Raw genomic sequence first — 16,194 nt, 5'->3', positions numbered from 1 at the left:
TCAGTCGGTGGAGTCGAGGAAGTCGCCGACGATCTGGAGGTAGCGCTCTTCCTCCTCGATGTGCGGCATGTGACTGGAGTGCTCGAACAGCTCCCAGCGGACGTCGGGGATGCGGTCCACGAAGGGCTGGACGGTGCGAGGGGTCGCCTCGTCGTTCCGGCCGGAGACGAGCAGGGTGGGGGCGGCGATCTTGTCGAGCCTGTCGACGACCGACCAGTCCTTCAGCGTGCCGACGACGTGGAACTCGCTCGGGCCGTTCATGGTGTGGTACACCGTCGGGTCCTCGGCGGTCTTGGCGTCGCTGGCCAGCACCTCGGGCGGGTTCGGCACGATCGTGCAGACGTGCCGCGCGTTGAACACCTTCTCCGCCGCCCGGTACTCGGCGCTGTCCGTGGTGCCCGCCGCCTCGTGCTCGCGGAGGGTGCGCTCCACGTCCGGGGGCAGCTCGGACCGCAGCCGGTCGCACTCCTCGCGCCACAGCTCCATCGATGCAGGCGAGTTGGCGATGACCAGGCCACGCAGCCCGGACGGCACGCGTACGGCGTGCTCCGCGGCGAGCATGCCGCCCCAGGACTGGCCGAGCACGTGGTACCGGCCGGCGATGCCCAGGTGGGCGAGCAGGTTGTCCAGCTCGTCGAGGAAGAGCCCCACCGTCCAGAAGTCGGCGCCCTTCTCCGGCAGGTGCGTGGAGAGCCCGACGCCGATCTGGTCGTAGTGGACGACGGGCCGGCCGCGCTCGGCGAGGCGGGCGATCCGCAGCGTGTAGTCGTGGGCCGCGCCCGGCCCTCCGTGCAGCACGACGAGGGGCGCCTTGGGGGAGTCCAGGTCGCCGGTGACCCGGTACCAGGTCCGCCACTCGCCGAAGGGCGCGAGGCCCTGCGCGGTCGGTTCGGGGATGGCCAAGGCGCAGCTCCAGGGAGAACAGGGGAGACGAGATGTCGCCAGATGAGACAGATGTCCGTTGTCTGGACAGCATATGGATAAATGGCCTGGACACAAGACCTTTTTTGAAATCGGCCGGTCGAGTAAGGTGCGGATCACACCATGCCCGCAGAAAGGACCTTTCCCTGACTCCCCGGACCCCCGCCGAGGAACCGTCGCCCGCGCGCCGCGAGCCGCCCCGCCGCCTCCCCTCGCGGGCGCCTGACGCCGATCCCCCCGCGGACGACCTGACCCGCGTCCTCGGCCAGGTGCTCGACGGCGGCCGGCCGTCGGGCGTGCTCGGCCCGGTGCGGGTACGGTCCGTGGCCACCGAGGTGGCCGACCGCCTCATGACCGCCATCGCGATCGGCGACTACCTCCCGGGCCAGCGCCTGCCGGGCGAGCGCGAGCTGGCCGCTCTGCTCGACGTCAGCCGCGCCACGATCCGCGAGGCGATCGGGCGGCTGCAGGCCGTCGGCATCGTCGAGATCAGGCGCGGCCGCACCGGCGGCGCGTACGTCCGCACGAGCTGGACCGAGGCGACCGCCGCGGCCGTCCGGCGCACCCTGGTGCCGCGCTGGCCCGAGCTGGAGCAGCTCTTCGACCTGCGCGGCCTGGTCGAGGGCATGGCGGCCAGGACCGCGGCGCTGCGCCGTACGGACGCGGACCTGGAGGCGATGCGGGCCGCGCTCGACGCCTACGCCGGGGCGTCCATCCTCCGCGAGGAGCAGGAGGCCGACGCGGCGTTCCACACGGCCGTGGTCACGGCCGCGGGCAACCCCCAGATCAACACACTCAGCCGCGACCTGCTCATGCGGGTCAGCCTCGGCTTCCCGACGGAGCCGTACGGCGACGACGACCCGGAGACGTACCAGCAGGCCCTGAACGAGCACCGCGCGCTGTACGAGGCGATCTCCGCGAAGGACGCCGAACGGGCCGGGTCCATCGCGGAGCGCCACTTCACCCTGACCGCGGACGTGATCAGGGCGATGCTCGAACGCGGTCTCAACGCCTCGCGAGATAGCTGATCAGGGTCCGCACCATCGCCCCGGTGGCCCCCGCGGGTCCGAGGTCGGTCGCCTTGTCGAGGTAGGCCGTGGTCGCGAAGTCCAGGTGCGCCCAGGGGACGCCGCCGGTGAAGTTCTCCAGGAACAGCGCGGCCAGGATCACGTCGGCGTGCGCGCCGCCGTCGTTCTTGAAGTCGGCCACGTCCGACCTGATGCGCTCCAGGTAGGGACGCCACATCGGCATCTCCCACAGGGGCTCGCCCTGCGCCTCGCCCGCCGCCCTGATCGCGCCGAGCAGCGCCGGGTCGTTGCCGAGGACGCCGGTGATGTCCTCACCGAGCGCGTGCATGACCGAGTAGGTGAGCGTGGCCGCGTCGATGATCGCGTCCGGACGGCGCTCGGCGAGGTAGGCCAGGGCGTCGGCCAGGACCAGCCGCCCCTCGGCGTCGGTGTCCACGACCTCGGTGGTGATGCCGTTGCGGTGCCGCAGGACGTCGCCGGGGCGGGTGGCCGAGCCGCTGACCATGTTCTCGGCCGCCGGGACCACCGCGACGACGCCGGTGTTCAGGCCGAGCCGGGCCGCGGCCCGGACCACGGCCAGCATCGTCGCGCCGCCCGCCATGTCGCTCTTCATGGTCGCCATGGCCTTCTGGCTCTTGATGCCGAGACCGCCCGCGTCGAAGGTGATGCCCTTGCCCGCCAGGCCGACGAGACCGCTCTTCCCGTCGCCGGGGTAGCTCACCTCGATCAGGCACGGCGGGTTGGCGCTGGCCGCGCCGACGCCGAGGATGCCGCCGAAACCACCCTCGCGCAGTTCGTCGGCGGCGAGGACGCGCGCGTCGAGGCCCGCCTCCTCCGCCATCTCCACGGCCCGCTGAGCCAGCGTCATCGGGACGAGGTCCCCGGCCGGCGTGTTGACCAGGTCGCGGGTGAAGGTCACCGCCTCGGCCACCACCTCGGCCCGGACCACCGCGTCCCGGTCCTCGGGGGCGAGCAGGAGCAGCCGCTCGACCGCCCGGCTCTCCGGCGCGCTCTTGTAGTGGTCGAACCGGTAGCCGCCCAGCCGGACGCCCTCGACGACCGCCCCGGGGTACGGCAGCGCGACCGCGACCGTGCCGAAGCCCGCCATCCTGGGCGCGGCGTGGCCCACGGCCCGCCGTACGGCCTGCTCGTCGGCGTCCGGCTCCAGGCCGACCAGCAGGACGGCGCCCGCCTGGAACGGGTCCCCGGCGCGGCGCGGCAGCAGGAGCTCCTCGCCCGGCCGCCCGGCGAAGCCGGCGAGCTGGATCTCGATGCCCAGGTCCGGACCGGCGGACGCGGGCAGGACGAGGAGATCGGCACGGACCTCGGCGGGCGCGTGCGGGGAGAAGGACACCTCCACGAGGCACTCCTAACGGGGGAAGTTCCAGAAAGGGAAAATGGTCCGTTGAGTGAACCATAAAGACCCTCCCGTTGACCAGGGACCCCGCTCACCATGCGATACGACCCCGGCGCTCCGACGGCACGACCGAGGTCGACGTAGCAGCCGGCCATCGTGCGGTTTGCCGCTCGACGGGCGTTCCTGGTGATATGAGATCGGCAGGGATTCTCCGGATGTCAGGCGCAGGCCGTGCGCTGGAGCAGGGCGTTAAGGGCCTGATCGGGCTTTCCCGTGTACGGCGTGGCGGCCAGGCTGACCTCGCGGAGGCCGTCCTGGCGGTGGAATGCCGCGGCGAAGTAGCCGCCGATCCCGCCGGCCTGACCGTAGAAGACGCCGCAGGGCGTCTGCAGGGTCGACAGGCCCATCCCGTAGGTGGTGCCGGGCACGGGCGTCTTCATCAGCGTGAGCTCGGCGGGAGGCAGAAGCCGGCCGCCGAGCAGGGCTCGCAGGAACCGGTTGAGGTCGGTGGTGGTGGAGACGATGCCGCCGGCCGCTCCCAGGATGGTCGGATTGAGCGTGGTGATGTCGGTGACGGCGCCGCCGACCATGGCGTAGGACCGCGGGTGCGGCCCGGTGATCCGGGTGGTGTCGCTCGGCGCGGATGTGCGGGTCAACCTCGCGCGCACGATCACGCGCTCGGTGACCTCGCGAGCGTACGGCCGGCCGGTCGCGGCCTCCACGACCATGCCCAGCAGGACGTAGTTGGTGTTGGAGTAGGAGAAGCGGGTCCCGGGCACCTCGAAGACGCGCGGCAGGCGGTTGGCCAGGGCGACCAGTTCCTTGTCCTGCCAGGTCCGCACGGGGTCGCGGACGACGCCGGAGCTGTCGAGCAGGCCGGGCAGATAGTCGGGGATGCCGCTGGTGTGCCGCAGCAGCTGCTCGAGTGTGATGTCGTCGGCCTTGTCCACGATGCCGGGCAGCCATTTACCCACCGGGTCGGCCAGCCGCAGCCTGCCCTCGGAGGCCAGCTGCAGGACCACGGTCGCGGTGAAGAGCTTCGTGACGCTGGCGATCCGGAACCTGCCCGCGGCCGGTGCCGGGCGCGGCCTGCCGTACTCGGCCTTGCCCGCGGCCAGCCGATAGGTACGGCCGGCGTCGCGCACCTCGGCGAGCGCGGCCACCGAGCCGGCGGCCACCGTGTCCTCCAGGGCTGGGCGGAACGCGGCACCGAGGTCGCCGGGTTGTTCGCGGGCGGCCGCGCTGTACGGAAGAAGGCCGATGAGGGTGATGGCGGCGGCCGCGGACACGGCGATGCGCCGGAAAACGGGCATGGTTCTCCTAGGTGGTCGAGCAGGGGTGAGATCAGCGCTCGCTGTCGAGGTAGGCCAGGACTGCGAGCACGCGGCGGTGGCCGCCCTCGTCGGGCGGCAGGCCGAGCTTGGTGAAGACGTTGCCGACGTGCTTGTGCACCGCGTTCTCGGTGATCACGAGCTGCCGGGCGATGACGGCGTTGGCGTGGCCCTGCGCCATGAGAGCGAGCACCTCGCGCTCGCGGGCGGTGAGGGTGTCGACGAGGCGGTCGCGGCCGGATATCAGCTGATCCACGACGTCGGGGTCCATGACGGTGCCGCCGGCCGCGACCGCGCGCAACGCCATGACGAACTCGCTGACCCGGGCCACACGGTCCTTGAGCAGGTAACCTACCGAGCCGCCGCCGTCGGACAGCAGCTCACGGGCGTAGACGCGCTCCACGTACTGAGACAGCACCAGGACAGGCAGGCCCGGCAGGCAGCGCCTGGCCTGGAGCGCCGCGCGCACGCCCTCGTCGCGGAAGGCGGGCGGCAGCCGTACGTCCACGATGGTCGCATCGGGCCGGTGCCGGCGCACGGCGGCGACGAAGCCCCGGCCGTCGGCGGCCACCTCGGCGACCTCAATGCCCTTGCTCGCCAGCAGCAGCTCGATCCCGGCCGACAACAGGACGTTGTCTTCGGCGATCACGACGCGCACGGCAGCCTCACCACGACGCGGGTCGGTCCGCCGGTCGGGCTTGTGATGGAAACCCAGCCGTCCAGGGCGGCGGCACGGCGCCGAATGCCGACGATGCCGGTGCCGCGCGCCTCGTCCACGCCGCCGACGCCGTCGTCGGCCACCTCGAGCAGGAGGACGCCACCCTCGCGGGCGAGCCGGACATTCGCCCGGCGCGCCCCGGCGTGCTTGGAGACGTTGGTGAGGGCTTCGGCCATGATGAAGTAAGCCGCCGCCTCGATCGCTGCCGGTAACTGCTCCCGCACGGAGTCGTCCAGGTGTACGGGCACGTCGCAGCGGGCCGCCAGGGCCGCGAGGGCGCCGCCGAGGCCACGGTCGACCAGGACCGGCGGATACATGGTGCGGATTACCTCCCGCAGTTCCACCATCGCCTCCTCCGCGCCTTCGTGCGCCTCACGGAGCAGCTGGGCGACAGGGCCGCTCTCGCCGAGCGCCTCCCTGGCCACGCCGAGCCGGATGGCGATGGTGACCAGCCGCGCCTGCGCGCCGTCGTGCAGGTCGCGCTCGATGCGGCGCAGCTCGGCACCGTGGGCGTCGACGACTGCGGCGCGGCTCTCGCCGAGTTCGGCCACCCGCTCGGCGAGTTGCTCCCGCTCCGCGGGCCCCGACAGTCGCCGGCGGGCCAGCGCTCGGGCGAATGGCGGGCCCGCCCAGCCGAGAAGGACCAGCCCGAGGGCGCCGTACCCGAGTGCGGAGCCCCAGCTGTCGACCGGGGCGAGCAGCACGATCGGCCGATCCTGCGGGTAGAGCCACCACACGGGAACCACCGCGACCCGGGCGGCCGCGATGAACGTGACGAATCCGGCGAGCGCCCCGGTGAGGGCGAACTCCAGACCCCACGGCACCAGCCGCCCACCCGGTGACCCGGTATCAGGAAGGCTGAGGAGAGCGGCGGCCTGGCGCCGATTCCACCCCGTCCACCGCCGCAGCCTGGCCGCACCTCCAGGGAGCGCCGCCGCGAGCAGCAGGACGAGAGTCGCCGGACCGCATCCCAGTCCCGACAGCAGGTAGCCACAGCTCCGGGTGGCCTGCGTCCATCTCTCGCGCATGACGGCCAGTCTTCCCGCCGCCCGAGCGCACGGTCACTACAGCCTGCCCCACCATTCAGTGGGATACGGCTCGGGTCAGGAGGTGTTTGAGGGCGGTGTTGACGGTGTTGACGGTGGTCTGGTCGGTGTCGAAGAGGGTGGAGATGACGGCGGTTTCGACCTCTCCCTGGATGGAGCGCGAACCGAGTGGCCCGGCGCCGAACTCGCCACGCGACTGGGCGTGAGCGCCCGCACCTTGCCGAGGGATGTCCACACTCTGCGCGAGCTTGGTTATCCGTCGTGATTCAGAACCCCGACTGCGGCGACACCGCCGCGCAGTGGCCGTGTCGTGGCAGCGCAACCATCGATCTGCCCGCCAGCGTCGTCGCCCGCTGGGCACCTGGCGGCTCCGTGGTCGAACACGTCGACGAGCGACGTTGCACGCTCACCATCGGCGGCTGGTCTTGGATGGGAGTCGCCGGCCTGTTCGTCACCTTCGACGCCGACCTATACGACATCGAGCCCGTCGAGCTCGGCGACGCACTTCGCCAACTGGCCGTCAGGCTTCGCCGGGCCCAATCTCTCACTCCGCGCGGAGTCGGCAGCGACGACGCCGACACCAGAGACGCCAGCCTTGGCGCGCCTTCTCCGCTCACGAATGCCCACTAAACGGAATGCCGTCCACGATGCTCACAAATAGTGCAAGTGTGATTACTTAGAGTTGTTTATCGAACGCGCAAGCGATATATTCGCCGAGGATCAGCCATTAGATCGGAAGGGAAGGCGCGAAGAGATGATGCTTTCGGGTGGCGTACTGCTGTCGCGCCGGCCAAAGGACGCGCCTCCGTCCCGATCATCCACCGCGCCTTCCACGTCCCCACGACGGCGCGAGCCGAGGCGGCACACGCCGTTCATCGGATCCGATCGCTTCTCCGGTGACTCCTACGGTGCGGTACTCCTCGACCACGCCCGCAGTGTCGGGCTCCTCGATCACCCCCGCAGCTCCAGCAGTCGCGGAGGAGCCCCTGATCCCGCAGCGCACGACATGACGCGCCCCGAGGGGCGAGGTGGGCGATGGGGAGAGCCGGATGAGGCGCTGTCCTGGGCGCGGCGGTTGCTCGGCCTCCCGGACGCGGCAGAAGGCCAGAAGCCAGGGCATGACCGCGGCGGCCTATCGGCCTGGGACGGAATCTGGCAAGGCCGCCGCCGCAGACGCGATGACGCTGGTGGTGATCGCCGAGGCGCCGGTCATGTTGGCCAGAACAGTGTGGGCCCGGCCGCTGGTGGTGATGGCCGGGTAGGGGACTGGCCCGACCCGAACCTGGCCGGCCGCGACGTCAGGGACCTGCTCGCTCGTGCCGAGCGGCTGGCCGCAGCTGCGGGAGCGAGCCCGGGCGAAACCGAGACCGAGACCAGGGCTGAGGTTGAGGTGGCGATGGCGGAGATCGTGGCCCTGGCCCGGGCGATCGATCTGGCCGAAGCCGCGATCGCCACCCGCCTCCGCGTGGCTGAAGCTGGGAAAGGCCACCACCTGTTCGGGCGGCGGTCGATCGGAGCATGGCTGGCGGCGGCCACCGGCTCACGCGCCGCCCGCGCGGGAGAACGCGTCACCCTGGCCCGGCAGCTGCCGCGTCTGCCGCACACCGCCGGCCTGTTCGCCTCCGGCCGGCTGTCATACGGGTATGCGGCGACGATCGCCTCCGCCGCCCACCACCTGGACGACGCCGAAACCGAGCTGGCGGAGCCGATCCTGGTGGAGTTGGCGGGGGCGTCGGGGTCCACGGTGGAGGACGTGGCCCGCGCCGGTCACACCATCTTCGAGACGATCGACCCGGAGGGCAGGCTGAGGCGGGCGGCGGCCAAGACCGAACGCCAGCACCTGACCATCGCCGACACCGCCGATGGGATGGGCCGCCTGAGCGGGCTGCTCGACCCAGAGCTGAAGATGCAGCTGAAGACCTGGCTGGAACCCTTGGCGGTCAAAACCGACAGCACCGATGTGCGCAGCCACGCCCGCCGGATGGCCGACGCCCTCGCCACCCGCCTGTCCGAGGGCGGCAGGCGGACCGTGATGCACGTGATGGTCACCGAGCAGACGTTGACCGGGGAGTCGGAGGAGCCGGCGCATCTGGAGGACGGCACGGCGATCCCCGCGCAGGACGCCCGCCGGATGGCCTACACCGCCGAACTCCGGCGGGTGCTCCGCGACGCGAACGGCATCGTGAAGGACTTCGGGCGGGCACGCCGGCTGGCCTCGGCCGACCAGCGGGAAGCGATCCTGGCCCGATACCGGACCTGCTGCCGCGAAGGCTGCGACGTCCCCGCCTACCTGGCCGAGATCGACCACATCGAACCCTGGTACCCGACCGGCCGCACCGACCTGGACAACCTGGCACCGTTGTGCGCGGCGGACAACAAATGGAAGTCCCGCCACCCCGACCGGGTAGAGGTGATCGATCAGGGGGACGGGACGGTGTCGATGCGGTTCCACCGGTATTCCAAGCTCCGCCCCCGACGCTGGACCGACAGACAGTGACCAACAATCACCGAACGACCCGCGAGCCACGAACCGCGATCGACGATCCGTAATCGGGGGCGGCGAGGTTGATCGCGGCGGCCACCTGGTGATCCGGCCCCGCCCACGGACCGGCTTGGCAGCATGCCCGAACTTGCTCATGCCAGGCTGCACAAGACGGTCCGCGCGGGAACTGTACGGCTCGCCGCAGCACAGAAGGCCATCACGAAGGACTGGCGGACCGCGCTGGCCGGGCTCGACCGGTATCCACCACCGACCTGGGCAGAGCCCCGCGCTCACGCCGGCGGTCGGCCCCTACGCACAGTTCGGCCGCTCAGATGGCGGGCCGGTCGAGCGACAGGTCCAGGTCGTCGAGGCCGTACCACTGGCCGGACGGCGGCTGATCGATCATGGGGTCGGCCCAGCGGAGCCGGACGCGGTCGGGGGCGGCCTCGACGATTCTGGCCTCCCGCCAGGCGGGGTCGTCGCCGACGCGGGCCCACCAGGGGTCGGCCAGGCAGGCCAGCCCGCGGGCACGCAGGACGGCGACGGCCTCGTCGTGATCAGTGGGGTCACCGAGCGGCGCCCCGAAGACCGTCATGGCCTGCCAGCCTCCGGAGGTCGGCACCACCCGGCCCACCGGCTCGCCGTCGTCGCGCCGTACCTCCTGGGGCGCGGGAAAGCCCGGCCACATCTCCCCGATCGCCGTGGCGATCTTCTGTGCCGAGTCCCTCTGCCAGCGCACGCCCGCGCGCTCGGCCTCGCTGCCGGCGTAGGCGCCGGGATCGACGCGCCGGCCGAGCACCCACACGTCCCGGATCCGCTGGGTCGCGGCGATGTCGGCCGTCGGGTCGCCCTCGACGAGCAGGAGGTCGGCCCGGCGCCCCACGGCGATCTCGCCGCGGTCGGCCAGGCCGAAGACCTCGGCCGGCGCCGAGGTCGCGGCGGCCAGCGCCTCACCCGGGGTGAACCCGGCGCCGACCAGGTGCTGCAGCTCCCGGTGCAGGCTCGCTCCGAACACGAGCCCGGGGTTGGGGGCGTCCGTACCGGCGAGCACCCGCAGGCCCGACTCCAGGAACGCCACGGTGTTGTACCGCTGCGCGGCGCCGTCCGGCGGCTCGGGCGGCATCCACCGCAGGGCCTGGCGCTCGATCAGGCGCCGCCACCGAGCGCCCAGCCGCCCGGCCAGGTGCGGCTGGGCCAGCAGCGGCATGACGCCGTCCCGGCCCGGGAACCCGTCGACGACGCTCAGCGTCGCGATGACGGCCACACCGCACCGGGCCACGTCGCGGATCTGCGCGTCCGTCATCCGGTCGAACGGCGCGTGGGCCAGGACGTCGACCCCGCACCGGGCCACCGTCACCGCCCCGGCCGCGGACGACGCGTGCGCCACGACACGCAGGCCGGCCTCGTGGGCGGCGGTGACGAGCGCCTCGATCGTCGGGACGTCCAGAGCGGGGATGTCGAGCATCGCGCCCGAGCCGTCGTCGTAGATCACCTTGAGGTGCGTCGCTCCTTCGGCCACCCTGTCGGCGACGAAGGGCGCCGCGTCCCGCGGTCCGGTGACGTACGGGAAGGGGGCGTACGCGATCGTCGGGTGCCCGCCGGGTGCGGTCGCGCCGACGCTCGACGTTCGCATGTCGGCGTGGACGGGTCCCCCGCCGAGCGCCGCCGCGGCGACGGCGGACCGCTCGGGGACGATGGTCTCCGGCTTGCTGAACATGTCGAGGACCGTCGTCACTCCGAATGCGGCCGCCAACTGCGTGCAGCCCGGAAGCAGGTGGACGTGCGCGTCGATGAGACCGGGCAGGAGTGTCGCGCCGGAGCCGTCGACGACGGCGTCGCCCGCCTGGCTCACGGACGCGTCCCCGACCGCGGCGATCCGGCCGGCGCTGACGCGGACGTGCGTGACACCGGGGATCAGGCCGCCGCCGCTGAAAACGCGGACGTCTGTGATGGTGAAGGGCGGGTGCGTGCTCATGCCCCCCGACGCTAGAAGTTGACGTAACGAGAAGGTCCAGCCGTTTAGGGTGCGGATGTGGAGCACTCGATCAGCGAGGTCGCCCGCATGTCCGGCCTCACCTCGCGCACACTGAGGCACTACGACGACATCGGGCTGCTGCGCCCCGTACGGACGGCGAGCAACGGCTACCGCTGGTACGGGCGCCGGGAGCTGCTGCGCCTGCAGCGGATCCTGTTCCTCAGGGAGCTGGACGTCCCGCTCGCCCAGATCGGCCGGATCCTGGACGGCGACCGGGACGGGGTCGCCGCGCTGCGGCGGCACCGCGCGGACCTCGTCGCCCACCGCGACCGGCTTGAGGAGATCATCGCGACCGTCGACCGCACCATCGCCGATCTCACCGGTCAGGCGCACCTCAGCGAGGAGGAGTTCTTCACCGGCCTGTCGGCACGGCGGGACGATCTCCGGCGGGACCTCGAGGCCCGGTACGGGGCCGCCGCCGGGGAGCACTTCACCGGCGCGGACACGGTCACCGGCGGCTGGACCCGCGAGGAGCACGAGCAGGCCGCGGCGCAGGGCCGCCGCCTGCTGCGGCGGCTCTCGGAGGCGCGTTCCAGCGGCACGGCCCCCGGCAGCGCCGCCGTCCTCGACCTCATGTCCGAGCACTACCAGGGGGTCCGGCTGCTGTGGCCGGCCGACGCGGCGGCCTACCACGCCCTGGCGGACGTCGTGACCGGCAATCCCAACCAGCGCGCCATGATCGAGGAGATCGACCCGCTTCTTCCTCCGTGGCTCGCCGACGCGATCCGCGCCTACGCCGTCCGGCGGCTCGGCTACGTCCCGGCACGAGGCCGCGAATGAGACACCCCGGCACGCGTACGGCTCCCGCCTGTTCCACAGGGACACCCGGGAAGGTCAGCCGCCGGTCACGGTCCCGGAGACCTGCTCGTCCTTGTCGGCTTCGGAGAAGAGGAGGGTGGGTTCGGCGAGGATGTCGCGGCCGATCTCGCTCTTGTAAATCTCATCGACGCTACCGAACCGGGCCTCGGAGTAGTCGAATCCCAGAAGGGACGCCCCTCGGCGGACCGCCGCCTCGTCAGGCCCTTCGATCTCGACGAAGGTCGGCAGATCGGGCCAGGTGTCGATGTCGAAAGCGATGTCGTCCAGGCGCCACTCCTCGCGGTAGTTCTCCTGGTAGCGGACCTGGCGCAGGCCGAGACGGCGGAGGATCTCCGTCATGGCCTCAAGGTCGGCGACCTCGGTTTCGATCTCGGTGGTGCCGTTGATGGTGGTGGCGTCCGTGACCTGCTTGAGGGTGAGAGTCGAGCGGGTTCCCTCGTCGCGCAGACGGAGCCACTGGCCACTGTCGAGAGTGTCGCCCTCGAAGATCGTGCGAGTGAGGAGAGTGCGGGGGAAGACCTGGATCGCGCCCAGGGAGGTCAGCTTGGCCCGGAGGCCCGTGACGTCGACGGACAGGAATGTGGCCTCGTACTCGTGCTTCATGATCTCCTTCTTCGCCGTGGAAGCGGGCGTCACCATGGTCGGGTTCTCCGTCATGAAAGCGCACGTTCCACCAACGCGTACGGCTCCCGCCCGGTGTGGGGCGGGAGCCGTACGAAGGGGGGCGGGGATCAGACCTGGCCGGCCTTCTCCAGCGCGGTGCAGCAGCTGTCCACGATCAGGCGGGTCACCACGTAGGGGTCGACGTTGGCGTTCGGGCGGCGGTCCTCGATGTAGCCCTTGCGCTCGACCTCGACCTGCCACGGGATGCGGACGGAGGCGGCCCGGTCGGACACGCCGTAGCTGAACTTGTCCCACGGCGCGGTCTCGTGGTGGCCGGTGAGACGGTCCTCGATGCCGTGGCCGTAGTTCCGCACGTGCTCCATCGCGTTCTCGGCGAGGGCCTCGCAGGCGGTGATGATCGGCTCGTACGCCTCACGCATCGCCTTGGTGGAGAAGTTGGTGTGCGCGCCGGCGCCGTTCCAGTCGCCCTTCACCGGCTTGGGGTCGAGCGTGGCGGCGATGTCGAAGTCCTCGGCGACGCGGTAGAGCAGCCAGCGGGCGATCCACATGTGGTCGGCGACCTCGACGGGACCGAGCGGGCCGATCTGGAACTCCCACTGGCCGGGCATGACCTCCGCGTTGATGCCGGAGATCTCCAGGCCGGCCTCCAGGCAGAGGTCGAGGTGCTTCTCGACGACGTCGCGCCCGAAGACCTCGTCGGCGCCGACGCCGCAGTAGTAGCCGCCCTGCGGCGCCGGGAAGCCGCCGATCGGGAAGCCGAGCGGGCGGCCGTCCTTGAAGAAGGTGTACTCCTGCTCGATGCCGAACCACGACTCCTGGTCGGCGAACCGCTCGGCCACCTCGGTGAGCAGCGCGCGGGTGTTGCTGGCGTGCGGCGACATGTCCGGGTTGAGCACCTCGCACAGCACCAGCACGTTGTCGCCGCCGCGGATCGGGTCCGGGCAGGTGAACACGGGCCTGAGCACGCGGTCGGAGGAGTGGCCGCCGGCCTGGTTCGTGCTGGATCCGTCGAAGCCCCAGTTCGGGAGCGGCGCACCGTCCTTGACGATCTTGGTCTTGGACCTGAGCTTGGCCGTGGGCTCCGTGCCGTCGATCCAGATGTACTCAGCCTTGTAGCTCACGTCGATCCCCTCACGAGCGTGCATTTCATCGACACGCCCGAGGATGGCAACCGCCCGTTTCCGACCTTTTGCCCGAATGTGAACGGGATGTTAATCCTGGCGCGGATTACGGAATCCGACCGCCAGCTCGCCCCCGCTGACCCCGACGTCGATCGTCGCGCCGTCCTCGACGTCCCCCGCGATCAACGCCCGGCCGATCCGCGTCTCCACCTCGCGCGAGATGAACCGCCGCAGCGGGCGCGCGCCGTACACGGGGTCGAAGCCCTCCTTGGCGATCAGCCGGCGGGCCTCCTCGCTCACCTCCAGCGTCATCCGCCGTTCGGCCAGCCTGGCCCTGATCTCGCCGAACATCAGGTCCACGATCCGCTCGATCTCCGCCTCGGTCAGCGGCTTGAACAGCACGATGTCGTCCACCCGGTTGAGGAACTCCGGCCGGAAGTGCCGCCGCAGCGCGGCCATGACCTGGTCCCGCCCCTCGGGCTTGATCTCACCGCTCGGCGTGACCCCTTCCAGCAGGTACTCCGACCCGATGTTCGAGGTCATGATGATGACGGTGTTCCTGAAGTCGACCGTACGGCCCTGGGCGTCGGTCAGCCGACCGTCGTCGAGCACCTGGAGCAGCGTGTTGAACACGTCCGCGTGCGCCTTCTCGATCTCGTCGAAGAGCACCACCGAGTACGGCTTGCGCCGCACGGCCTCGGTGAGCTGGCCGCCCTCCTCGTAGCCGACATAGCCGGGAGGGGCGCCGACGAGCCGGCTCACGGTGTGCCGCTCCTGGTACTCGCTCATGTCGACCCGGACCATGTTGTCCTCGGTGTCGAAGAGCGCCGCCGCCAGGGCCTTGGCCAGCTCCGTCTTGCCGACGCCGGTCGGGCCGAGGAAGATGAACGACCCGATCGGGCGGCGCGGGTCCTTGATGCCCGACCTGGCGCGGATGACGGCGTCGGCGACGAGCTGGACCGCCTCGTCCTGGCCGACGACCCGCTCGTGCAGGATGTCGTCCAGGCGGAGCAGCTTCTCCCGCTCGCCCTCCTGCAGGCGGCTGACCGGGATGCCCGTCCAGCGCGACACGATCGCCGCGATCTCGTTCTCGGTCACGACCTCGCGCAGCAGCCGGTGGCGTCCTTGCTTGGCCTCCAGCTGCTCCTCCTCGGCGGCGAGCCGCCGGGCCAGCTCCGGCATCCGGCCGTGTCGCAGCTCGGCGGCCCGGTTGAGGTCGTAGCTGCGCTCGGCGATCTCGGCGTCGCGGCGCACCGTCTCCATCTCCTCGCGCAGCGCCTGCACCTTGCGCAGCGCGCGCCGCTCGGACTCCCACTGCGCCCGCATCGCGTCGGCCTCGGCGCGCAGGTCGCCCAGTTCCCTGCGCAGGTCCTCAAGGCGGGCGCCGCTCGCCGGGTCCGTCTCCTTGGCGAGTGCCGCCTCCTCGATCTCCAGGCGCATCACCCGGCGGGTCAGCTCGTCCAGCTCGGCCGGCATCGAGTCGATCTCGGTGCGCAGCATCGCGCACGCCTCGTCCACCAGGTCGATCGCCTTGTCCGGGAGGAAGCGGTCGGAGATGTAGCGGTGGCTGAGGACGACCGCGGCGACCAGCGCGTTGTCCTGGATCTTCACGCCGTGGAACACCTCAAGACGCTCGCGCAGCCCGCGCAGGATCGAGATGGCGTCCTCGACCGACGGCTCGTCCACGAGCACCGGCTGGAACCTGCGCTCCAGGGCGGCGTCCTTCTCGATGTGCTTGCGGTACTCCTGCACCGTCGTCGCGCCGATCATGTGCAGCTCGCCGCGGGCGAGCATCGGCTTGAGCATGTTGCCCGCGTCCATGGCGCCCTCGGTCGCGCCCGCGCCCACGACCGTGTGCAGCTCGTCGACGAACAGCAGGATGCGCCCCTCGGCCCCCTTCACCTCGCCGAGCACGGCCTTGAGCCGCTCCTCGAACTCGCCGCGGTACTTCGCCCCGGCGATCAGGGCGCCCATGTCCAGGCTGAAGATCGTCTTGTCGCGCAGCCCCTCCGGCACGTCCCCGCGGACGATCCGCTGGGCCAGGCCCTCGACGATCGCCGTCTTGCCGACGCCGGGGTCGCCGACGAGCACCGGGTTGTTCTTCGTCTTCCTGGACAGGATCTGGACCACCCGGCGGATCTCGGAGTCCCGGCCGATCACCGGGTCCAGCTTGTCCGCCGCCGCGTCCGCGACCAGGTCCCTGCCGTACTTCTCCAGGGCCTCGTACGCGACCTCCGGCGTCGCCGAGGTGACCCGCTGATGGCCCCTGACCTCGGTGAGAACCTGGAGGAACCGGTCCCGGGTGAGGCCCTCCTCGCGCAGCAGGCGGCCGGCCGCCGTCTCCGTGCCCTCGTCGATCAACGCGAGGAGCAGGTGCTCGACCGACACGTACTCGTCCTTGAGCCGCGCGGCCTCCCGGTCGGCGGCGTCGAGGACCTGGGACAGCCGCCGGGTGACGAAGACCTGCCCGGGTGTCGCGCCCGGACCGCTGACCGAGGGGCGGCGACGCAGGTTCTCCTCCAGCTCCCTGCGCAGCCGCTCCGGGTCGGCGCCGGCCCGGGTGAGCAGGCGGGGCACCAGCCCGTCGGGCTGGGTGAGCAGCGCCACCAGGAGGTGCTCGCCGTCGACCTCGGTCTGCCCGAGGCGCACCGCCACGGCCTGAGCGTCGTTCAGGGCCTCCTGGGACTTCTGGGTCAGGCGGTTCGGGTCCAT

15 protein-coding genes are annotated in these 16,194 nt (G+C 71.4%); 6 read left to right on the top strand and 9 right to left on the bottom strand.

All coding sequences use genetic code 11. From position 1 onward, the window contains the following. Positions 1-903, bottom strand: coding sequence for a proline iminopeptidase-family hydrolase (locus tag AWQ68_RS09655; protein ID WP_066937997.1), 903 nt, complete (start codon positions 901-903; stop codon positions 1-3). Positions 904-1,190: 287 nt separating this feature from the next. On the opposite strand from AWQ68_RS09655, the gene AWQ68_RS09650 reads away from it, so the two are divergent. Further along, complete coding sequence (locus tag AWQ68_RS09650; RefSeq protein ID WP_066937995.1) at positions 1,191-1,949, top strand: FadR/GntR family transcriptional regulator; 759 nt, start codon at positions 1,191-1,193, stop codon at positions 1,947-1,949. On the opposite strand, the gene AWQ68_RS09645 is transcribed toward AWQ68_RS09650, so the two are convergent. The 4 genes from AWQ68_RS09645 to AWQ68_RS09630 all read right to left on the bottom strand — a co-directional run bounded on the left by AWQ68_RS09645 (position 1,927) and on the right by AWQ68_RS09630 (position 6,383). Then, positions 1,927-3,309: a leucyl aminopeptidase gene (locus AWQ68_RS09645; protein ID WP_066937993.1), complete on the bottom strand. Its 1,383-nt coding sequence runs from the start codon at positions 3,307-3,309 to the stop codon at positions 1,927-1,929. The two genes, AWQ68_RS09650 and AWQ68_RS09645, sit on opposite strands and share 23 nt — an antisense overlap. A 215-nt stretch (positions 3,310-3,524) precedes the next feature. Continuing rightward, the gene (locus tag AWQ68_RS09640) at positions 3,525-4,619 is read right to left on the bottom strand and encodes a serine hydrolase domain-containing protein (protein WP_084463818.1); all 1,095 of its coding nucleotides are present in this window, start codon (positions 4,617-4,619) and stop codon (positions 3,525-3,527) included. A 31-nt stretch (positions 4,620-4,650) separates the two neighbouring features. Next, the gene (locus AWQ68_RS09635) at positions 4,651-5,295 is read right to left on the bottom strand and encodes a LuxR C-terminal-related transcriptional regulator (protein ID WP_066937990.1); all 645 of its coding nucleotides are present in this window, start codon (positions 5,293-5,295) and stop codon (positions 4,651-4,653) included. After that, on the bottom strand, positions 5,283-6,383 hold the full coding sequence (locus AWQ68_RS09630) for a sensor histidine kinase (RefSeq protein WP_066937988.1): 1,101 nt from the start codon (positions 6,381-6,383) through the stop codon (positions 5,283-5,285). Before AWQ68_RS09630 ends, AWQ68_RS09635 begins: the two co-directional genes overlap by 13 nt. A gap of 220 nt (positions 6,384-6,603) precedes the next feature. Between AWQ68_RS09630 and AWQ68_RS46100 the strand changes: the two genes are divergently transcribed. The 4 genes from AWQ68_RS46100 (at position 6,604) to AWQ68_RS43485 (ending at position 8,898) form a co-directional block, all read left to right on the top strand. After that, a complete protein-coding gene (locus tag AWQ68_RS46100) occupies positions 6,604-6,666 on the top strand; it encodes a hypothetical protein (protein ID WP_373281516.1) in 63 nt (20 codons plus the stop codon). Next, positions 6,663-7,031 (top strand): hypothetical protein, encoded by a 369-nt coding sequence (locus AWQ68_RS09620; protein WP_066937983.1) that lies wholly within the window; start codon positions 6,663-6,665, stop codon positions 7,029-7,031. The genes AWQ68_RS46100 and AWQ68_RS09620 overlap by 4 nt, the downstream gene beginning before the upstream one ends. A 488-nt stretch (positions 7,032-7,519) precedes the next feature. Continuing rightward, complete coding sequence (locus AWQ68_RS43490) at positions 7,520-7,663, top strand: hypothetical protein (RefSeq protein ID WP_169808889.1); 144 nt, start codon at positions 7,520-7,522, stop codon at positions 7,661-7,663. Between the two features lie 134 nt (positions 7,664-7,797). Further along, positions 7,798-8,898 carry an HNH endonuclease signature motif containing protein gene (locus tag AWQ68_RS43485; RefSeq protein WP_066937981.1) on the top strand — a complete coding sequence of 367 codons (1,101 nt, stop codon included), beginning with the start codon at positions 7,798-7,800 and terminating at the stop codon, positions 8,896-8,898. Between the two features lie 313 nt (positions 8,899-9,211). Here the strand turns inward: AWQ68_RS43485 and AWQ68_RS09610 are convergent, their stop codons facing one another. Further along, a complete protein-coding gene (locus AWQ68_RS09610) occupies positions 9,212-10,858 on the bottom strand; it encodes an amidohydrolase family protein (RefSeq protein WP_066937976.1) in 1,647 nt (548 codons plus the stop codon). A gap of 57 nt (positions 10,859-10,915) precedes the next feature. Between AWQ68_RS09610 and AWQ68_RS09605 the strand changes: the two genes are divergently transcribed. Beyond that, positions 10,916-11,698 (top strand): MerR family transcriptional regulator, encoded by a 783-nt coding sequence (locus tag AWQ68_RS09605; RefSeq protein WP_084463816.1) that lies wholly within the window; start codon positions 10,916-10,918, stop codon positions 11,696-11,698. Positions 11,699-11,752: 54 nt separating this feature from the next. Here AWQ68_RS09605 and AWQ68_RS09600 read toward each other — a convergent pair whose 3' ends face one another. The 3 genes from AWQ68_RS09600 to clpB form a co-directional block, all read right to left on the bottom strand. Continuing rightward, positions 11,753-12,394, bottom strand: coding sequence for a class IV adenylate cyclase (locus tag AWQ68_RS09600; protein WP_218006824.1), 642 nt, complete (start codon positions 12,392-12,394; stop codon positions 11,753-11,755). Between the two features lie 74 nt (positions 12,395-12,468). After that, complete coding sequence (glnII, locus tag AWQ68_RS09595; RefSeq protein WP_066938667.1) at positions 12,469-13,482, bottom strand: glutamine synthetase; 1,014 nt, start codon at positions 13,480-13,482, stop codon at positions 12,469-12,471. Positions 13,483-13,572: 90 nt separating this feature from the next. Continuing rightward, positions 13,573-16,194 (bottom strand): ATP-dependent chaperone ClpB, encoded by a 2,622-nt coding sequence (gene clpB, locus AWQ68_RS09590; protein ID WP_066937972.1) that lies wholly within the window; start codon positions 16,192-16,194, stop codon positions 13,573-13,575.

The organism is Microtetraspora fusca, assembly GCF_001570365.1.
Classification (GTDB): Bacteria; Actinomycetota; Actinomycetes; order Streptosporangiales; family Streptosporangiaceae; genus Microtetraspora; species Microtetraspora fusca.
This window is presented reverse-complemented; position numbering and strand designations above follow the sequence as displayed.